We start from the raw sequence: 20,100 nt of genomic DNA, 5'->3' as shown, positions 1-20,100 counted from the left end.
CTCGCGAATTGGCGCGCACCCGCCTAGGCGCAGAGAATAGTTCCTATGTCCGCCCTGTCATCCGCGCTCGCCTACCGGCGACTGCTCGAATCGAATGCCACTCTGCGCATGCTCCGGGCCGACAACCTCGCTGTCATGGCCGGAACCCTCGACGCTCATCTCGGCAAGCCCGGCACCAGGATGAATACCGAGGATCTGCACGAAAGCATCGATGCCGACCTCGAGGAGCTGCGCGACCACTTCGACCTCTCGCTTCGGACGGCGAAGGCCTACTGCGATGACTGGCGTCGCGCCGAAATCCTCGTCCGCCGTCCCGCCACCGCCGCCAGAGGCGAAACCTACGAACTCTCCGCCGCCGGCTTCGATGCCATCCGCATGCTCGAGCAGCTGCGCACCCCACCACAGACCGCCACCGAATCCCGGCTGGTCAGTCTCGCCCAATCCGTGCGACAGCTGGCCATCGACACCGACCCGGACAGCTCTCGCCGCCTCGCCTCCTTACGCGCCGAACGCGAACGCATCGACGCCGAGATCGCCCGTGTGCGCCGCGGCGATCCGCGCTCCGTCGTCCTCGACAGGCGGCGAGCCAACGAACGCGTCTCCGACATCCTCCAGCAGGCGCAGGGACTGCCCGCCGACTTCGCCCGCGTGCGCGCACGCTTCGAAGAACTCAATCAGGAACTGCGGGTCTCGATCCTCGCCGCCGAGGACTCCCAGTCCAAAGTACTCGACGAAGTGTTCCGCGGCGTCGACCTCATCGAGTCCTCCGACGAAGGTCGGACGTTCTCGGCGTTCTCCGCCCTCGTCCGCGACCCCGAACAGTCCGCGGCCTTCGACGACGACATCGCCGCCATCCTCGACCGGGACTTCTCCGCTACCCTCTCTCTGGCCACCCGCCGTTCCCTGCGCACCCTGATGCGCCAGATGAAGGACGGATCCCACGAGGTTTCGGACATCCTCACCGAGTTCGCCCGTGGACTGCGCCGCTACGTCCACTCCCACGAATTCCAACGCGACCGCGTCATGCGCACTCTCCTCCAGGAGGGTCTCGCCGCGGCCGCGCCCGTGTCGCAGGAACTCAAACCCTACGACGAGATCGGCATCGACCTCGAACTCTCCAGCGTCTCACTCGGCAGCGTCGGCGAGGTCATCCTCCACGACCCCGAGGAGTTCGACGCCGGAGCGGAACTCGGCGAGGCCACGGACTCCGAGATCGACTTCGCCGAACTCATCGCAGTCGCCCGCGAATCCGAGATCGACTTCGCCGAACTCACCGAGAACATCAACTCCGTCGTCACTTCCGCCCACGAAGCCTCCGTCGCGGAGGTGCTCGAAACCTTCCCCGCCACACAGGGACTGGCCAGCGTCGTCGGCCTGTTGTCCCTGGCCAGCACCTATGGCCACGTCGATGTCGGCAACCGCGAAATCCTCACCTGGGCCGGTATCGACGGCATCGTCCGCACCGCCGCGATCCGCCGCCACTACTTCACCGAAGGCATCACCCTATGAGCCCCACCCACCACGACAACGACACAGCTCCCGCCGAGGTGGGGGTCGCCTCGGCGATGGAATCCACCGACTCCGCAGACGACCTCGGCCACAACCCCAGCGGTCTGTGGTCCGGTGACACCGGAACGCTGGGAGAGCGCACTCGCCGAGTGCTGCTCGAACTGCTCAAAGGGCCGTATGTGTCCGGGACGCAGGCCCCGCAGCTGTGGGCCGCTCTCGTCGCGGACGAGGGCCTCGTCCGTTCCCGCCTGCACGACCTGTTCCTCGACCTCGTCATCGACCGGGTCGACGAATTCGCATTCACCCGCAAGATCGTCACCGACGAGATCGACGCGCCCGCCGCGGTGCGCAGCGAACGACTCACCTTCCTCGACACGGCTATGCTGCTGGTGCTCCGGCAGCTGCTGTTGGCCGCGCCGGGGGAGAAGCGTGTCATCGTCGATCGCGAAGAGGTCTATGAACGACTCGCGATCTACCGCACAGGGGACGAATCGACCTTCCAGCGCAATCTCAACGGCGCGTGGTCGCGGATGAGCAACCGACTGCGTGTGCTCCACAAAGCCGGTGAAGACCGCTTCGAGATCTCTCCCATGGTGAAGTTCCTCATCGACGAGGACCGCGTGCGCGAGCTCATCGCCGTCTACGAACGCATCGCCGCCGGTGAAGCCGATGCCGGTGAGATCAATGACGGAGAGTCTGATGACGGTGAGGACTCCATCGCCGAGGCGGTCGTGGACAACACCGACACCGACGCATCCGATACCGACATCGACGCCGACACCGAGGAGGACGAAGCGTGACAGAGGCACTCTTCCCGCTCGACGCGGCGTTCGTCGCCGACCAGGCGCGTGCTCGCGGAGCGAACCGACCCGACGTCGGCAGTCAGTGGCGCCTGAGCGAGATCCAGATCGCGAACTGGGGCACCTTCGATGCCGACATCCACCGCATCCCCGTCTCCCACAAGGGCCACCTCATCACCGGGCCCTCGGGCTCGGGCAAGTCCTCCCTCCTCGACGGAATCGCCGCTGTGCTCACCCCGGACAAGTGGCTGCGCTTCAACGTCGCCGCTCAGACCGCGGGCGCTCGCCTCGACCAGCGCAGCCTCGTCAGCTACGTCCGCGGGGCCTGGACTCGCACCGCGGATTCCGAAGAGGACCGGGTCGTCAGCAAATATCTGCGTCCGCGCGCAACCTGGAGCGGAATCATCCTCCGCTACGACAACGGCAGCGACAAGCCCCTGTCGTTGGCCCGACTCTTCTTCATCAAGGGTTCGGGCACGAAAACGACGGATCTCTCCGACGCCTGTGTCCTCGAGCGCGCGGACCTCGACCTCTCCGACCTGCAGCACTATGCGCGCTCCGGACTCGAGGCCCGCAAACTCAAGGCCGACCATCCTGATGCGGTGGTCACCTCGAACGGCCACCACGGGAAGTTCTATGCACGGATGCGCAAGACCTTCGGCATGGCCGACGAGTCCGCACTCCAGCTGCTGCACAAGACACAGTCGGCGAAGAGCCTGGACAGCCTCGACCGGCTCTTCCGAGACCATATGCTCGAAAGTCCGGTGACCTTCGATCTCGCCGAGACTGCCGTCGCCCAGTTCGGTGATCTCAAGGACGCTCATGACCATGTCGTCGAACTGCGCAAACAGCGCGATCATCTGCTGCAGCTGCGCGAAGCCGCCTCCCGTTTCGAGACTGCCAACGACATCGCCGCGAAGTCGATCGCGCTCAGCGAAGCTCTGCTGCCGTACCAGAAGCGGCGCGAGCTCGATATCCTCCGCGCCGACCTCTCGGCGCTGACCAGACAGATCGTCGAACTCGAAGTCACCGCCGACCGCGCCAAACGTGACTTCGACGCCGCAGTCGACGAGTACGACTTGGCCCGACGGGCCACTTTGGAACTCGGCGGGTCCGAGGCCGAACACCTTCAGCAGCGCATCGACACCGCCGAAACCGAACGCCGCGCCATCGCCGAACGTTGGTCTGGGCTGGCTCGCCAGCTTGAGCAGGCCGGCATCGAGCATGCCCCGACCACGGCCGCCGAGTTCGCCGAACTGCAGGCCCAGATCGCCTCCAGCCTCGACGACGACACGCAGGTCGCCGGACCCAGCCACGCCGATCACGACCGGTTCTCCCAGGCGCGGGCGAAGGTCCGCGAACTCGAAGGGGAGATCGAATCCCTGCGGCGGTCCGGATCGACCGTGCCGAACAACCTCATGACGATCAGATCCGAGCTCGCCGCCGGCACCGGACTGAGCGAGAAGGCGCTGCCGTTCGCGGCCGAACTCATCGAAGTCGACCCCGACGAGGCCCGGTGGACGGGTGCCATCGAGAGGGTGCTGCGGCCCATGGCACTGACCGTCCTCGTCCGTTCTGAGAACCTCTCAGCCGTGCGCACCTGGGTGGATTCCCACCGCATCCGCGGACGCCTCGTCTTCGAGGAGATCCCGCGTTCAGTGCCGAGCCCCCGCCCCGTGGGCAGTGAGAAGTCGCTGGTCAACAAGGTGAATGTCAGCGACACCGGTTTCGGCGACTGGGTCCGGACCACCTTGTCCGAACGCTTCGACTTCGCCTGTGTCGACCACCCGGACGAACTCGACGACCATCCGCGCGCCGTCACCGTCAAGGGCCAGGTCAAGACCTCACGCACCCGGTACGAGAAGGACGACCGGCGGGCCATCGACGATCGCAGCCAATGGGTCCTCGGCGACCGCGAAGCGAAACTCGAAGCCCTCGTCGAATCCCTCAAGGAGGCTCAGTCGGAACTGGCCGCGGCCGAACAGGTGGTCGCGGCGGCCGACGCCGAAACCGCACAGGCCCACCGTCGCCGCGGCATCCTCGCCGGTATTCGCGAACAGTCCTGGCGCGACGTCGACCGAGACGGAGCGGCCGAGAAGGTCGCGACTCTCGAGCGGCAGCTGGCCGAACTCGAAGATGCCGACGGCGACCTGCAGCAGGCGATCGGCGCCGAACGCGAAGCCAAGGCGGTCAAGGACGCGGCCGAGACAGCGAAGAACGAAGCCGACTATGCCCTTCGCCGGGCGAACGAGGAATCGACGGGTCTGCGCTCGAACCTGACCCGGATCGAGGACGACGTCAACTCAGGTCGGGTGGCGGAAGTCGAGGGCCACCTCGGCGAACAATTGGACGAACGGTTCCGGAAGATCCAACGCAGCATCAAGCGGGAGAACCTCGCCGAGGTGGGCCAGCAGGTCTCGCAGGTGCTGCAGGAGGAGAAGGACCGGGCGCAAGCCGATGCAAGTCGGTCGGGGCAGTCCGTGACACGGTTGGCTGCCGAGTTCAAGGCCGCATGGCCATCGGTATCGTCCCAGCTCACGGCGGAAGTCGATGATCGGCGCGCCTACCTGTCGATGCTCGATGAGATCCTCGCGCACGGCTTGCCCGATCATGAGAACCGTTTCCGGGATCTGCTGCAGCAGCGGTCCCGGGATCTCATCGGCGAACTCCTCAACGAGATCCATGCCGCTCCGCGTGAGATCGAGGATCGGGTCGCGCCGATCAACTCCTCCTTGCTGCGGTCGCAGTTTGACGAGGACCGGTACCTGCGGCTGAAGGTCAAGACCCGGCGGTCCGAGACAGTCAACGCCTTCATCGCCGATCTCCGCCTCGTGGCAAGCGGCAGCTGGGGTGAGGACGATATGGAGACCGCGGAGAAGAAGTACGACACCCTCGCCGAGGTGATGCGCCGATTCTCATCCAGCGAGCACGTCGACAAGGTCTGGAAGACTCAGTGCCTGGACACACGCCTGCACGTGAGCTTCCTCGCCGAGGAGATCGACGACCATGGTCGTGCACATGCCACCTACGATTCGGGTGCGGCGATGTCCGGTGGTCAGCAGCAGAAGCTCGTGATCTTCTGCCTGGCGGCAGCGCTGCGCTATCAGCTCGCCGACCCGGATGAGGCGATCTCGAAGTACGGCACGATCATCCTCGACGAGGCCTTCGACAAAGCGGATACGCGGTATACGCGTATGGCCTTGGACATCTTCATCGAGTTCGGCTTCCACATGGTGCTGGCGACTCCGCAGAAGCTGCTGCAGACGATCGAACCCTATGTGGGTGCGGCGACCTCGATCGAGAATCCGAGTCGGCAGAAGACCCTGACCTCGACGATGGTGTGGGACGAGACGGAGCTGGACGGGGCTGGAGCTGAGTCGGTCTCGGAGTCAGTATCGGAGTCGGAGTCAGTCGCTGGCGCTGGCGAAGAATCGAGCGGCGCCGGAGCGGCCACGGAAGCTGAGGGATCGGACGGTGCCGGTGGGGCAGATGGGTCTGAGAAGGCGGCCGGCTCCGACAGCATCCGTGTGGCCGGTGAAGTCGAGCTTGAGTTCGAGGAGTCGGACGCCCGATGACGATGCTCTCCGTCGCCGAGGCTCGGGACAAGGCGCGCAAGCGCCTGGCTGCGTCTATGGCTGCCTGGGCGGCGGAACAGGTCGAGGAGGTGCGAATCGAGATCGCCCTCAAATCGCCGACGGAACAGCAGGTGCTCTCCGATCAGGCTGCTGCCGCCGACTGGGCCGGCAGTTGGCGGGCGTTCCGGGAGCTTGCGGGGGCAGCCGCGGGCGCACCTGCAGAGTTCGAGATCGATTGGGAAGAGCGCAGCTGGGTCCGCGTCGGCAGTCAACGCGTTCCGGTCCGACTGCGACTGCTGACCCCTGATGCAGTGGCCGCTTTCGTCGGCGGCGACACCGCTCGAGAATGGCGGAGGCTGCGAGACCGTGCCGTCAGCATCCGGCAGCGACTCGGGTCCGTATCGAACGGCATCGCGGCGACTCGCGACGCGGACGCGGAGGTCAGCTCGGACGGGGGCTCCCTTGCCGCAGCGATACGTTCCCAGTCGAAACGGATCCTCTCCTTGTCCGACACTGCGTTCGTTACTGTCGTCGACGTCGTCGACTGGCTGTGCACCCATCCGCTCGGATCGCTGCGACCCAGGCAGCTGCCCATCCGCGGGGTGGACTCGAAGTGGTTTGAGACCCACCGCAGCCTCGTCACCGCCCTGCTCGGAGGGATCGGCCATGCCGATGCGGTGACCGTCCTCGACGCCGAACCGCGACTGCGGCTGCGTATCCTCGACGGGACTCTGATCGCCGCTGCTGATTCCGCAGCCACTGGCGACCGTGCTTCGAACAGCGCTCCAGCCGTGTACCTCGACGATGTGACCGCTCCGATCTCCCAATTCGGTCGACTGCCCATATCGCCGAGGCTGGTCTTCGTCTTCGAGAACCTCGAATCCGTGCTCGCCATGCCGGATTGGCCGGGTGCCGTGGCCGTACACGGCTCCGGCTATGCCGTCGACGGGGTCGCTCGATTGGACTGGATCGCCGGTGCGCGCGTGATCTATTGGGGCGACCTCGACTCCCATGGTTTCGCGATCCTCAACCGCCTGCGCAGCCACCTGCCGGAGGTCGAATCCGTGCTCATGGACGAAGCAACTCTGCTCGCGCACCAGGATCTCTGGGTACCGGAACCGAAGCCGAGCATCGGCACTTTCGCGCATCTCACCGGCACCGAAGCACGTGCCCTCGAACGGATCCGCGCCGAAGGAGGCGTCCGGCTCGAACAGGAACGCATCCCGTGGGAGACGGCTCTGAACCGGCTGCGGACCGCGGCCGAGGGGGAGACCTCGGGTCACCTCGGCGAAGGAACAGGTCGTGGCGTGGGAACGGAGCACCGCCTCGGCGAGGGTCCCGATGACGACCGATAAGCCGCGCGGGGGACTGGCCGCTCTCTGCGTCGCCGAACTCGTGTGCTGGGGTCTGCTCTACTACTCCCTGCCGGTGGCGGTCACCCCGATCTCTGACGATATGGGGTGGAGCCACACGACGGTGACGGCGGCGCTGACCGTCGGACTCATCGTCTCAGCGCTCATGGGACCCAGCGTCGGGCGCCTCCTCGACCGGCACGGTCCGCAGCTGATCATGGGTGCGGGTACGGCCATCGGAGTTGTCGCACTCGGACTCGTCGCGGTCGCGCCGAACCTCGTGGTGTTCTTCGCCGCCTGGATCCTCGCCGGGTTCGCGCAGGCAGCGACGCTCTACCCGCCGGCTTTCGCCGTCATCACCCGCTGGTACGGGGCGGAGCGGACGAAGCCCCTGACGACGATCACGCTCGTCGGCGGGCTCGCCTCGACGGTCTTCGCCCCGATCATCGCCTGGCTCATCGACAGCCTCGGTTGGCGGGGAACCTACGGTGTGCTCGCCGGATTGCTCGCCGTCCTCGCGCTGCCGATGCACCTGTTCTTCCTCAACCGCACCTGGACCGACGAGGCGGCCGCATCCGCGGTGAAGCCGAGCCGGGCCGAGCTGCGCCAAGTCACTCGTCACCCGCGTTTCATCACCCTGCAGATCGCCGTCGCGATCGCGACGTTCACCCTCTTCGCGGTGACGATCAACATCATCCCGCTCATCATCGAACGCGGTGCCGACTACAGTCTGGCGGCCATCGCCCTCGGCCTCGTCGGCTTCGGTCAGGTGGCCGGACGGTTTGGCTACCCGAGTCTGGAACGGCACTCGTCGACACGGGCGCGGACAGTCATCCTCTTCGCCTCGGGCGCTGTCGGACTGTGGCTGCTCGCCCTGGTTCCCAGCCCGATCTGGCTGCTCATCGGCATTGCCATGCTCGGCGGCGGTGTGCGCGGCTGCATGACATTGCTGCAGGCCACGGCGGTGTCCGACCGGTGGGGAACGAAGAATTTCGGGGCCGTCAACGGCGTCTTCGTCGCCCCGATCACCGCAGGCACGGCGCTCGCGCCGGTCGCCGGCCCCGCGTTGGCCGGGGTGCTCGGCGGGTACCCGATGATGGCGGTGGCCATGGCCGGGCTGCTCACCCTGGCGACCCTGCTGTCGGCGCGGACGTGAGCGCCGCCTCGGTGAGGGGCACACTCTACGGGCAGAGAAACGTGTAAAGAAATCGGCGATTTTTTTACACGTTTCGAAGATGTGGCAAATTGCTTGACACATCATTTGGGCGCTTCTGCGAACCTCACGGCAAGCACCTCGTCGGAGGATTCCGTGCATGCGAACCCATCCGTCAGCGCCGCCTCGGCGAGGTTATTCCTGCATCCGAGGGTGAGGAATCGGACAGCCGCCCTGGTGGACTTCGGGACTAGACTGAAAGCGCGGTCAAGGCCCCAAGCGTGGGGCCGCCCCTGCCGGGGCTGTGAATGCACCCCGGTGCCATGGTTCAACGGAAGGAAGTCAATGCCCACCGTCGCCAGAAACATCGTCGATACCCTCGTCGCGAGCGGAGTCAAGCGCGTCTACGGCATCCCGGGAGATTCGCTCAACGGATTCACCGATGCCCTCCGCGTGAACCCGCAACTCGAATGGGTTCACGTCCGCCACGAGGAGGCCGCTTCCTTCGCCGCCAGCGGCGAGGCCGCCCTGACCGGTGAGCTCGCGGTCTGCGCCGGCAGCTGCGGACCCGGCAACCTCCACCTCATCAACGGTCTCTTCGACGCCCAGCGTTCGCGAGTTCCCGTGCTGGCCATCGCTGCCCAGATCCCCAGCGATGAAATCGGCTCGAACTACTTCCAGGAGACCCACCCGACCGAGCTGTTCCGCGATTGCAGCGTCTACGTCGAGAACGTCTCCTCGGCTGAGCAGATGCCCCGCCTGCTGCGCATCGCCATGCGAGAAGCCATCGAGAAGCGCGGCGTGGCCGTGCTCGTCATTCCCGGTGACGTCGGCCTGGCCGACATCGATGCCGCCGCCGAGGAGGTCCGGGCCTACCCGTCGCACATGATCCCTGCGGATTCCCAGATCGAAGCCGCTGCCAAGGCGCTCAACAAGGGCAAGAAGACGACGATCCTCGCTGGCGCAGGCACCGAGGGCGCCTATGATGAGCTGCTCGCCATCGCCGAGAAGCTCCAGGCCCCGATCGTCCATACGATGCGCGGCAAGGAATTCGTCGAACCCGACAATCCCTACGACGTAGGCATGACCGGTCTGCTCGGATTCTCCTCCGGCTACGCCGCGCTCAAGGACTGCGACACTCTGCTCATGCTCGGTACCGATCTGCCCTACCAGCAGTTCTACCCCGAGGACGCGACCGTCATCCAAGTCGATGTGCGCGGGTCCCAGATCGGACGGCGCACGAAGGTCGACATTCCGCTCGTCGGAACGGTCGCCGACACCGTCGAGGCGCTGCTGCCGAAGATCAAGGCCAACCGCAGCAGCACGCATCTGAAGTCCCTGACCAAGCACTATCAGAGGACGCGCAAGGACCTCGACGAGCTGGCCACACCGTCGAAGCGGACGATCCACCCGCAGTACCTGACCCGGCTCCTCGACGAGATGGCCGATGACGACGCCGTCTTCATCCCCGACGTCGGATCACCCGTGGTGTGGGCGGCCCGCTACCTGACGATGAACGGCAAGCGCCGCCTCATCGGATCCTTCAGCCACGGATCGATGGCCAACGCCCTGTCCCAGAGCGTCGGCGTGCAGTCGGCGTTCGAGGACCGGCAGACCATCGCGCTCGCCGGTGACGGCGGACTGGCCATGCTGCTCGGTGAGCTCATCACGCTCACGCAGAACAAGCTGCCGGTCAAGACGGTCGTGTACAACAACTCCTCGCTCAACTTCGTCGAGCTCGAGATGAAGGCGGCCGGTTTCGTCACGTTCGGAACGGACCTCGACAACCCCGACTTCTCCACCATCGCCGAGGCGGTCGGGATCAAGGGATTCCGTGTCGAGAAGTCCAAGGACCTGCCGAAGGTCGTCAAGGAATTCCTCGCCTACCCGGGGCCTGCGGTCCTCGATGTCGTCACCGAACGCCAGGAGCTGTCGATGCCGCCGTCGATCACCGTCGAGCAGGCCAAGGGCTTCGCTCTCTACGCGATCCGCACGGTGCTCTCGGGCAAGGGCGACGAACTCATCGACCTCGCCCGGACGAACATCCGCCAGCTCTTCTGAGCTGAGTCAGGTCGCGGGCCTGCGCCGCCGGCGCAACCTGCCGCACAGCACGATAAGTGTGCGCAGATTGCCACTTGGGACACCCAAATGGGCAATCTGCGCACACTTATCTTTTGGGGAAGCAGGTTCTGCTGTCCGATCGGTCTGAGGAAGCTGGGGTCGGCCGACCCGCTCGCCCGAGGAGGCCCCCGCCACTCAGCCCTGCTCAGATCTGAGGGTACGGCGCCAGGGCCTGAACGGTGACGAGAGCGGCGGTCATCGCCTCATGTCCCTTGTCCTCGACCGAGCCCTCGAGCCCGGCACGGTCGAGTCCCTGCTGTTCGGTGTCGCAGGTCAGGACGCCGAAGCCGACCGGCTTGCCGGAGTCGATGGCGACCCGGTTGAGGCCGTCGGTGGCGGCTTGGCAGACGTAGTCGAAGTGCGGGGTGCCGCCGCGGATGACGACTCCGAGAGCGACGACCGCGTCGAAGTGCGGTGCCAAACGAGCTGCGGCGACGGGCAGTTCGAAGCTGCCGGGCACACGGATGAGTGTGGCTTCGGCTCCGGCCTCGGCGGCGGCGCGTTGGGCCCCGTCGACGAGTCCGTCCATGATCTGGGTGTGCCAGGAGGCGGCGACGACGGCGACGCGCAGGTCAGCGGCGTCGACGGTGAGTTCTGGTGCTCCGGAATGAGCCATGATTGTGTCCTTTGTTCGAAGGCTCCGCAGAGCCTGGTTCGTGTCTGTGTGGGGCCGAGATTCAGCTGGCGACGGCCCCGGCTGTGCCCGCGCCAGTGCCGGATGTGCCCGTGACCTCCGGCAGCGAGAGCACATGGTGCATACGTTCGCGCTTCGTGGCCAGGTAGTGCGTGTTCTCTGGCCGCGCCGCGACCTCGAGCGGAACCACAGCGTCGACCGTGATGCCCAGCTCTTCGAGAGCCGAGGTCTTCGCCGGGTTGTTCGTGAGCAGGCGGATGCGAGTCAACCCGAGCGAGCGCAGGATCGTCGCCGCGGCACGGTAGTCGCGGGCGTCGTCGGTGAACCCGAGGTCCCGGTTCGCATCCACGGTGTCCCGCCCCTGATCCTGCAGGGCGTACGCGCGCAGCTTGTTGCTCAGCCCGATTCCGCGACCCTCGTGCCCGGTCAGGTAGAGCACCGCCCCGCCGTGTTCGGCGATGAGGCCGAGCGCCAGGTCGAGCTGCTCACCGCAGTCACACCGGTGCGAACCGAAGACGTCCCCGGTCAGGCACTCCGAATGCAGCCGCACGAGAGGTGCCGGACCCGCTGAGTCGGAATCCGGGGACCCCGCAAACACGCCGAGGTGGTCATGTCCGTTGATCGTGAACGCGCGGGCCCGCAGGCTGCCGTGCTCCGACGGCAGAGCCACCTCCGCGGTCGCCTCAACCGATTCGTCCCCACCAGGGGCACCGGCGATGTTCACCGAGGCGGCCGCCTCAGTGCGGGAATCGTCCGAAGGCGAAGACACGGACGCCGCGGAGTCGTTCGACTCATCCGCGTCACGCAGCTCGAGGTAGGCGATGAGCTGTTCGATCGAGACCATGACGAGGTCGTGGGCGTCGGCGAAGTCGCGCACCGCGTCGAAGCGCATCATCGAACCGTCGTCGTGGACCACCTCGGCGATCATCGCCACCGGCTGAGCACCGGCCAGGCGCGCGAACTCGACTCCGGCCTCGGTGTGACCTGGACGTTCGCGGACCCCGCCGTCCTTGGCGATGAGCGGGAAGATGTGGCCGGGCCGCGAGATCGCAGTCGGATCCGGACCGGCGGCGAGGACTCGACCGGTCTCGGCGCGTTCGGCGGCGCTGATGCCCGTGGTCACCCCGACCGCGTCGCAGCTGACCGTGTAGGCGGTGCCCTTCGGATCCTCGTTGTCGGTGACCATCGGCGGCAGACGCAGGGACGCGGCTCGGTCGGCGGTCATCGGTGCGCAGATGACGCCCGAGGTGTGCCGGACGAAGAAGCCCATCGTCGTGGGGTCGGCGAACTCGGCGGCCATGATGAGGTCGCCCTCGTTCTCCCGGTCCTCATCATCGACGACGAGGATGGGTCGGCCGGCGGCGACGGCTGCGATGGCCGCGTCTATGGGATCGAGGCGGCTGGCGTGAGCGATGGGATCAGTCATGATCGACTCCTTGCTGGGTGGCGGTGCGGAAGGACAGGAGGCGTGCGGTGTACTTCGCGAGCACGTCGACCTCGACGTTCACGGCCGCGCCTACCGGCAGCTCGCCGAACGTCGTGTGTGCCAGGGTGGCTGGAATGAGGCCGACCTCCACCCACGCCGAGGGTGCGCTCGGTTCGGACACGGCCGTCAGCGTCAGCGACACACCATTGAGCGCGATCGACCCCTTGATCGCGGTCAGCGGTGCGAGGTCGTTCGGGATCCCGATGCGCAGGGTCGACCAGTCGGGTCGGTCGATGCGGTTGAGGAGTTCGCCGCGTCCGTCGACGTGTCCTTGGACGACATGCCCGTCGAAGCGCCCCGAGGCGGGCGTGCAGCGTTCCAGGTTGACGCGGTCGCCCGTGACCAAGGAGCCGAGCCCGGTCAGGCGCAGGGTCTCGCCCATGACCTCGGCGGTGAATAGGCCGGGACGCTGCTCGGTGGGCTGCCTCGTCGAAGTCAGGCAGACTCCGTTGACGGACAGCGAGCCGCCGAGGTCGAGGTCGGCGACGAGGGGGCCGGCGTCGATGGTGATCGCGGCCGAATCGTTCGTGTGCTCGATGGACTCGACGGTGCCGAGTTCTTCGATGATTCCGGTGAACATGTGACTCCAGATTCTTCAGGCGGTGGTCGGTGGTGGTTGGGGGAGTGCGGCGGCTACGTACCTGGTTCGGGGGAGCCGGTTTCGGTAGGTTCCGGATCCGCAGTTGTGAAGTGCAGCAGGAAGTCCGGGCCGAGCCGTGACACCGCCGGTGTCTCCGTGTCGTCGGGGATCAGCTGCAGCGCCTCGGACAGGGTGCCGATGTCCAAGCCGTCGACGCTGCTGCGGCCGGGTCCGATGAGCACCGGAGCCTGATAGCAGAAGACCTCGTCGACGATCCCCGCGGAGAAGAACGCGCCCAGCACCGTCGGCCCGCCTTCGACGAGGAGGTGGCGCACTCCGGCGGCGTACAGTTCGTCCAAGGCCGTACGGACATCGTGGGTGCGCAGCTGCAGAGTGTTCGGATTGAGGGCGAGAAACGATGTGACCGGCAGTTCCGAGGTGCCGAGCACGACGGGCCGCGGCTGGTCGTCGAGTGAGATTCCGTCCGGGCCGCGGGCATTGAGACGCGGATCGTCGGCCACGGCGGTGCCGGTGCCGACGAGGATGGCGTCGACTCGGGCCCGGACCTCGTGAGCGTGTGCGCGAGACTCCGCGGAGGTGATCCACTGACTGGTTCCATCGGCGGCGGCGACGGCCCCGTCGAGGCTCTGTGCGATCTTCGCCGAGACGAACGGGCGGGCCTCGGCCGTCGACCGGACCCAGCGGGCATTGAGTGCGCGGGAGTCGTCTTCGTGCAGTCCCGAACGGACCGTCAGCCCCGCCTCGGCGAGGGTCTGTCCACCGCCCGCGGCCAGGGGGTTCGGGTCGGGGGAGGCGAAGACGACGGAGGGGATCGCAGCGTTGATGATCGCCTCGGTGCAGGGGCCGGTCCGGCCGTGGTGGGCGCAGGGCTCGAGCGTGACGAACAGCGTCGAGGTGGTCAGATCGATGTCGAGGTCGTGGGCGGTGGTGATCGCGTCCACCTCGGCGTGGGGAGTGCCCGCACCTCCGTGGTGACCGGTGACGATCTGGCCGTCGGCTGTCAGGATTGCCGCGCCCACCAGCGGATTCGCTCCGCGAACACCTTCGCGGGCCGCATTGAGGGCAGCGGTCATCGCCGCGGATTCGAGGTCCGTGAATTCCGCTGCGTCGCCTGACTGCGCGCCCATGAAAAAACCTCCCGAGCCTTCGCCGGGAGGGAGGATATTGCGGGTGCAACCATCAGGGCGTCTCAGTCGCGTGCGACGGTGCGGTCGATTGCACCAGACACAGCGGCCGAGGCCACCATGCTCCTCCCATCCAGACTCTGACTGTCGGTTTCGGAATTTCACCGAATCAACCGCCTGCACGAATGCGAGCGGCTCGCGGACTATGACCGCCGGTACGGAATTTCACCGTCCCCGGAACATGTGAGGCCAGAGTAGCATGACCATCACCGAGGCGGCCGTGAGGTCCGTCACATGGTGACATCTGGGCGGGGTGGGAGCGGTTTTCCGTGCGGATGGGGTGGAGTGTCTCCGTGGTCCGGGCGGGCCGGCGTTCGCGAGCGACGCGAAGGCGCTCGCGGTGACCATGATTTGCCGAATTGCATAACCTGGGTATATAAATAAGTTATGGATGATGTGGATTCGGCTGAACTCGTGTCGCGGCTCGTTGTCGTCTCGTCGCGCCTGACCAGAGCGTTTCGACGAGTGATCGGCAATGAGAACTCGCTGGCGGCGCTGCGTGCGCTCGCAGTCGTCGAGCAGTATCAGCCCGTGCGGGTGGGCCATTTCGCGCAAGGATATCTGAGCTCTCAGCCCGCGGCGACGAAACTCCTCGCCAAACTCGAAGAAGCCGGACTCGTCGTGCGCGAACCCAGTCCCACGGACGGCCGGGCGTCGCAGTTCTCTCTCACCGAAGCCGGACGGGCGAGGCTGGCGGAGAACCGGTCGATCATGATCGAGCAGATGCAGCCCTACTTCGAGTCGCTGAGCGTCGAGGAGAGGCAGAGCGTCGATCGTGCGCTCGGACTGGTCTCGGACTTCCTCAAGGACCGCCACCCGGTCGACGGCGTCGACGAACCCGCCGACGAATCGGACTCCGATTCGGCCGCGGGCTAGCCGCAGCACACACCTCAGTTTTTCAACCACGCTTCCGAATCGGACTTCGCAAGCGGAACGCACCATAGGAAAGGAGACGCGACCAGCAGATGAGAGCGTCAGCAGACAACGAAACAACAGGGGACGAAACACCCGGCGATTCCGGGGCGGGAGCGTCGATCCTTCGCCAGCCGCGTGCCGTCTGGGCGGTCGCGTTCGCCGCGGTCATCGCCTTCATGGGCATCGGCCTGGTCGATCCGATCCTGCCGGCCATCTCGGCCGAGCTTGACGCCACCCCCGCCCAATCGATGCTGCTGTTCACCAGCTACCTGTTCATCACCGGCGGAATGATGTTCTTCACGAGCTTCCTGTCTTCGCGCATCGGTGCGAAGACCACGCTGCTCATCGGTCTCGTGCTCATCGTCGCGTTCGCGGCTCTGGCTGGATTCTCCGGTTCCGTCGACCAGATCATCGGTTTCCGTGCCGGTTGGGGGCTGGGCAACGCGCTGTTCATCTCCACCGCTCTGTCGACGATCGTCGGTGCCGCGTCCGGTGGTGCTGAGAAGGCTATCATCCTCTACGAGGCGGCTCTCGGCGTCGGCATCGCCACCGGCCCGCTGCTCGGCGGACTGCTCGGCGGCATCTCCTGGCGCGGACCGTTCTTCGGCACCGCAGTCCTCATGGCCATCGGCTTCATCGCCATCGTTGTGCTGCTGCCGGGAGGAACGAGCTCGAATGGGGCCTCGGCGGAGCCGATCAAGCTCAGCGCTACGTTCCGTGCACTCGCCCGTCCGGGTGTCGCCATCCTCGGCGTCTCCGCTCTGCTCTACAACTTCGGCTTCTTCATTCTGCTGGCCTACAGCCCGTTCCCCGTCGAGGCTGCCGCCGCGAAGATGGGCATGGAGGACTTCGGGGCCATGGGCCTCGGCTACGTCTTCTTCGGTTGGGGCATCTGCGTGGCGATCACCTCGGTGTTCGGCGCTCCCGTGCTGACCAAGCGGATCGGGCGTCGTCGCAGCCTCATCGTCACTCTGGTCGCACTGGCCGTGCTGCTGGGTGTCATGTCCTTCCTCGTCGAGTCGCTGGCCGGAATCATCGTCTGCATCATCGTGGCCGGCATGCTTCTGGGCGTGCTCAACACGGTGTTCACCGAATCGGCGATGGAGGTCAGCGACCTGCCACGTCCGGTCGCCTCGGGGACCTATTCGGGTGTGCGTTTCATCGGCGGTGCCGTGGCGCCGATCGTCGCCGGTGCGGTATCGGAATCCATCAGTGCGGGTTCTCCGTACCTCTTCGGTGCGGGGGCCGTGCTGCTGTCGGTCGTCGTCATCTCGCTCGGCTGGAAGAAGCTGCGTCGCGTCGACGGGCATATCGATGAGTCGTCGGTCGACGAGGCTTATGCCCTCACCGGAGGCGACGCCTGAGGCGAACTCGCCTGCAGGCAGTGCTGATCGTCGACGAGGTCGAGCCTTTTCGAAGCGGCAGCGGCTCGCGGATCACGGCGTCCGAGGAATCATTCCTCGGGCGCCGTTTCCGTGTCCGGACCATGACAAATGAGTGAATCATGCGCTGTGTTGCAGATCTGAAACCGGTTCGACACATGATCGATGGAATGCCTGGTGCAGAATAGAGTGCGCGCTTCCTGAAGATCGGCTGAGCATTTTCGGCCCATCGACGTCGGAGCGCGATCGGAAACGTCACCTACAAATGAAGGTCATCATGTCCTACGACGCGAATGCAGCATACAACTCCGGCGCACCCGGTCAAGGAGCTCCCGGTGCCGCCGGCCAGGGCTATGGAGGGCAGGGCTTCGGTGGAGCGCCACGCGGTGCCGCCAGCCCCGATGACCTCTCACTGCCGCTCTACGGCGCTTCCTTCGGCCAGGCCGTCAAGCGCTTCTTCAAGAACTACGCGAAGTTCAGCGGGCGGGCCTCGCGCAGCGAGTTCTGGTGGGCGACGCTGTTCTGCGTTCTCGTTGCGCTGGTGCCCTACATTCTTGTCATCATCGGAGCGGTGATGATGGCGGCGTCTGCTTCTGCCGATCCCTACGGGGGCGGGGCGCCCTCGGGCGGTGGCATTGCACTGATGGGCATCGGAGGGGTCCTTCTCGGCGTGTTTGTCCTGGCCACGATCGTGCCGTCGATCGCTGTCTCCTGGCGCCGCCTCCACGATGCAGGCTTCTCCGGCCTCTTCTACCTGCTTACCCTGACCTCTATCGGCGGAATCGTTGTGCTCGTTATGGAGATCATGCCGCCCAAGCCCGAGGGTCAGCGCTTCGACGTCTGATTTCGAGGTCTGACTGCGGCGCCTGTGCTCGGGCGGAGCATCACGTCTAGTTGCTGACACGTAACACAGCTGCGCAACCATAACGCCCCGTCAGTGTCATCTCGCACCATTGCAATGGTGCGAGAAGCCACTGGCGGGGCGTTGTGCTGTTGGGAGGGCGCATTGCGAAGACCCCGCCGAGGAGGTCCGAGCGGTCAGCGACTGCGGAGGGTTCTGACGAATGACGTGACCATGGTGACGAAGACGATCGCCCAGACGGTCAGTGCGATCCAGTACCAGTGGAGCCCGATCCATTCGATCGCCGGCACATGATCCGACCGGCCCAGGTAGATGCTCGCCACGGCGTACATGCCGACTGGGAACACCATGCTCCACAGCCCGGCCGAATAGGTCATCGGCACCCGGTGGACGGCATGCCTCCAGGCTCCTGCGGCGACGAGCGCCGGGACGAGCCACGTGACGATCGCCCACAGCAGCGCCGAGGAGGCGCCGACCAGTACACGTGTCGCTTCGAGCAGGGGAGCGTCGCCGAGATCGAGAATCCGGGAACCCGCAACGATCGTGATTGCCAGTGCCCCCATCGTCACCCAATACGGAGCATCGAGGTCCTTGGGCCCGAACCGATGCCGAAGCACGCGCACGCCGATCGCAATCACGCAGACGACGTAGAGCGCCAGTCCAACCGCCCACATGACCACCGCCGCGAGCGCGAGGAATGCGACCAGACCGGGCTCGAGATATGCGGTGTTCGGAAGCTCGATCCCCAGGCTCGCGGCGACCACCGCCACTGACTGAGCGGCCACCGCCCACACAAGCCACGTGCCGTTCACCCCTGCAGATACCGGCCGTGTGCTCGACCCGAGGATCGCGGTGAAGGGAATCCCGTACCCGAGCACCAGCCAGAGCAGACCGCCGAGAGCGAAGAAGGCGAGGGCCAGCGGGATCAAGCCGAAACCGACGAGCCCCGTCGCCAGGACATTCGTGCCTGCCACAGCGGTGAAGAACCCGAACGCCCGGGAGGGATCATGCAGGTCGGCGCGAACAGCTTCTGGATATCGGAGGATCCGCACCACGGTGAGTACGGTGAAGAACACATACAGAGCGACGGCGATCCAGAACAGACCCACTGACAGCGAGTGCAGCTCTTTGAGCTCGGCACCGATCGACACGATGCCGGTCGCCATCACCGAGGCGAAACATCCGGGAGCCAGCGTCGAAGGGCTCAGCCCCCACCGTCTGTGCAGTCCGGTGAGGTTGCGATCGGCCGTGCTCATCCGCTCCTCATTCTCGTCGTCGTGTGTCGAGGGACATCGACGTCTTCGATAGTACGACCCCACCCCTGAAACCGCGTTGCAGTCCCGCCCTCCTGAACCGTTCCGCGGTCCCCACCGAGAGGCCACCCGAGAGTCCGCCCGATGGCCTCTGTCCAGCGAATCGATGTGCAATTCGTGACATCTGGGTCTTCTCGAGTCACTCTCGCGTCATTTTCATGAGAGAATTCACTGGTGTTACCAATGGGTAACTTCGCGTGGAATCGCCCGCTCCACAACCTCACGTGCCGGTGGTGGCGTAGTCTGCAGTCACCTGCGCGCAGCAGAATTATCCGGCACTGACCGGATCGACGAGGGCACAGACGATTGGGAGCGATGGCTATGGAGAGCACAACGGACACTCTCGCCGAGGACACCGACATCGACGCGCCAGCGGTCGCGCTGCACGGTTGGTCGCTGTCCGGCAAACAGGGCGATGTGTTCACCGATATCGACCTCGAGGTGCCGACCGGTGCCATCGCTGTCGTCCGTGGTCCCGCCGGCAGCGGGAAGACCTCTCTCCTCCTGTCCTTGGCTGGAAGGATGCGGGTCTCCGCGGGGGAGGGCCGCCTCGGCGATATCGATATCCGCAAGCAGGCCCGCAACGTGCGCGGGCAGGTTGCGGTCGGACATATCGGCGGGCTGACGGACCTTGAGGACGATTTCACGGTTGCGCAGCACGTCGCCGAACGACAGATCATGCTCCAGCCCTGGTACAAGCCGTGGGCGTCGAAATCGACCCTGCGTGAGGTCATCGGTCTCATCCGGGACACCTTCACCACGGCTACGGAGATCATTGACGAACTCCCGCCGGGGACGTTCTCGAAGCAGGACGCCCAGCGCGCGGACTTCCTCATCGACGATGACGGAGAGGTATTCGTCTCCGAGCTGAGTGAGCTGCAGAAATTCTTCCTCGAATTCGGGCTGGCGAGCCTCAGCCGCCCACCCGTCGTCGTCATCGACAACATCGACTACCTGCGCGAATCCGCCGACCGAGCCCGTGCTTGGGCCGGGATCCTCATCTACCAGCAGCTGCGCAGATCACGGGATCCCGAGAACCCGCTCACGGTCATCGTCTCCTGCGAGGACTCGAGCGAACTCGACATCGCCACCAGATCGCTCGGCTTCCGCGCGGAGCCGTCGCTGGTCGAACTCGAACTGCCGCCCCACCCTCCCGCTCATCGCGGGTCCAAACACTGAACTGCCTGCCCCACGTATACGAATCCGAGGAGAT

Annotated in this window: 15 protein-coding genes and 1 riboswitch; of the genes, 10 read left to right on the top strand and 5 right to left on the bottom strand. The window is 65.8% G+C overall.

What is annotated here, in order from left to right; genetic code table 11:
- The first annotated feature begins 45 nt into the window (after window positions 1-45).
- The 6 genes from ACVZTU_RS16225 (at window position 46) to poxB (ending at window position 10,450) form a co-directional block, all read left to right on the top strand.
- Complete coding sequence (locus tag ACVZTU_RS16225; RefSeq protein ID WP_482400847.1) at window positions 46-1,509, top strand: DUF3375 domain-containing protein; 1,464 nt, start codon at window positions 46-48, stop codon at window positions 1,507-1,509.
- On the top strand, window positions 1,506-2,309 hold the full coding sequence (locus tag ACVZTU_RS16220) for a DUF4194 domain-containing protein (protein WP_376904671.1): 804 nt from the start codon (window positions 1,506-1,508) through the stop codon (window positions 2,307-2,309). The genes ACVZTU_RS16225 and ACVZTU_RS16220 overlap by 4 nt, the downstream gene beginning before the upstream one ends.
- Entirely contained in the window at window positions 2,306-5,884 is a 3,579-nt protein-coding gene (locus tag ACVZTU_RS16215; protein WP_482400846.1) for an ATP-binding protein, read from the top strand. Before ACVZTU_RS16220 ends, ACVZTU_RS16215 begins: the two co-directional genes overlap by 4 nt.
- Window positions 5,881-7,239, top strand: coding sequence for a Wadjet anti-phage system protein JetD domain-containing protein (locus ACVZTU_RS16210; RefSeq protein ID WP_482400845.1), 1,359 nt, complete (start codon window positions 5,881-5,883; stop codon window positions 7,237-7,239). The genes ACVZTU_RS16215 and ACVZTU_RS16210 overlap by 4 nt, the downstream gene beginning before the upstream one ends.
- The gene (locus ACVZTU_RS16205) at window positions 7,226-8,392 is read left to right on the top strand and encodes an MFS transporter (RefSeq protein WP_482400844.1); all 1,167 of its coding nucleotides are present in this window, start codon (window positions 7,226-7,228) and stop codon (window positions 8,390-8,392) included. Before ACVZTU_RS16210 ends, ACVZTU_RS16205 begins: the two co-directional genes overlap by 14 nt.
- Window positions 8,393-8,734: 342 nt before the next feature.
- Window positions 8,735-10,450 carry a ubiquinone-dependent pyruvate dehydrogenase gene (gene poxB / locus ACVZTU_RS16200; RefSeq protein ID WP_181272405.1) on the top strand — a complete coding sequence of 572 codons (1,716 nt, stop codon included), beginning with the start codon at window positions 8,735-8,737 and terminating at the stop codon, window positions 10,448-10,450.
- A gap of 205 nt (window positions 10,451-10,655) precedes the next feature.
- On the opposite strand, the gene ribH is transcribed toward poxB, so the two are convergent.
- From ribH to ribD, 4 genes are all read right to left on the bottom strand, one after another.
- Complete coding sequence (ribH, locus tag ACVZTU_RS16195; protein WP_482400843.1) at window positions 10,656-11,126, bottom strand: 6,7-dimethyl-8-ribityllumazine synthase; 471 nt, start codon at window positions 11,124-11,126, stop codon at window positions 10,656-10,658.
- Between the two features lie 61 nt (window positions 11,127-11,187).
- Window positions 11,188-12,570 (bottom strand): GTP cyclohydrolase II, encoded by a 1,383-nt coding sequence (gene ribA / locus ACVZTU_RS16190; RefSeq protein WP_482400842.1) that lies wholly within the window; start codon window positions 12,568-12,570, stop codon window positions 11,188-11,190.
- A complete protein-coding gene (locus ACVZTU_RS16185) occupies window positions 12,563-13,210 on the bottom strand; it encodes a riboflavin synthase (RefSeq protein ID WP_482400841.1) in 648 nt (215 codons plus the stop codon). Before ACVZTU_RS16185 ends, ribA begins: the two co-directional genes overlap by 8 nt.
- A 53-nt stretch (window positions 13,211-13,263) precedes the next feature.
- On the bottom strand, window positions 13,264-14,358 hold the full coding sequence (ribD, locus tag ACVZTU_RS16180; protein WP_482400840.1) for a bifunctional diaminohydroxyphosphoribosylaminopyrimidine deaminase/5-amino-6-(5-phosphoribosylamino)uracil reductase RibD: 1,095 nt from the start codon (window positions 14,356-14,358) through the stop codon (window positions 13,264-13,266).
- Between the two features lie 114 nt (window positions 14,359-14,472).
- Window positions 14,473-14,601, bottom strand: a riboswitch (FMN riboswitch).
- Window positions 14,602-14,802: 201 nt separating this feature from the next.
- Here ribD and ACVZTU_RS16175 point away from each other — a divergent pair.
- From ACVZTU_RS16175 to ACVZTU_RS16165, 3 genes are all read left to right on the top strand, one after another.
- The gene (locus ACVZTU_RS16175) at window positions 14,803-15,291 is read left to right on the top strand and encodes a MarR family winged helix-turn-helix transcriptional regulator (RefSeq protein WP_139467898.1); all 489 of its coding nucleotides are present in this window, start codon (window positions 14,803-14,805) and stop codon (window positions 15,289-15,291) included.
- Window positions 15,292-15,380: 89 nt separating this feature from the next.
- The gene (locus ACVZTU_RS16170; RefSeq protein WP_482400839.1) at window positions 15,381-16,694 is read left to right on the top strand and encodes an MFS transporter; all 1,314 of its coding nucleotides are present in this window, start codon (window positions 15,381-15,383) and stop codon (window positions 16,692-16,694) included.
- 295 nt (window positions 16,695-16,989) lie between these two features.
- Window positions 16,990-17,556: a DUF805 domain-containing protein gene (locus tag ACVZTU_RS16165; RefSeq protein ID WP_172171800.1), complete on the top strand. Its 567-nt coding sequence runs from the start codon at window positions 16,990-16,992 to the stop codon at window positions 17,554-17,556.
- 194 nt (window positions 17,557-17,750) lie between these two features.
- On the opposite strand, the gene ACVZTU_RS16160 is transcribed toward ACVZTU_RS16165, so the two are convergent.
- Window positions 17,751-18,830, bottom strand: a complete 1,080-nt coding sequence (locus ACVZTU_RS16160; RefSeq protein WP_482400838.1) for a tellurite resistance/C4-dicarboxylate transporter family protein — start codon at window positions 18,828-18,830, stop codon at window positions 17,751-17,753.
- A gap of 378 nt (window positions 18,831-19,208) precedes the next feature.
- Here ACVZTU_RS16160 and ACVZTU_RS16155 point away from each other — a divergent pair, with 378 nt between their 5' ends.
- Complete coding sequence (locus tag ACVZTU_RS16155; RefSeq protein WP_458311607.1) at window positions 19,209-20,066, top strand: ATP-binding cassette domain-containing protein; 858 nt, start codon at window positions 19,209-19,211, stop codon at window positions 20,064-20,066.
- Window positions 20,067-20,100 lie beyond the last annotated feature (34 nt).

This window comes from Brevibacterium sp. OS20 (genome assembly GCF_056837565.1).
The sequence above is the reverse complement of the archived record's forward strand: the minus strand, read 5'-3'. Positions and strand labels throughout refer to the sequence as shown.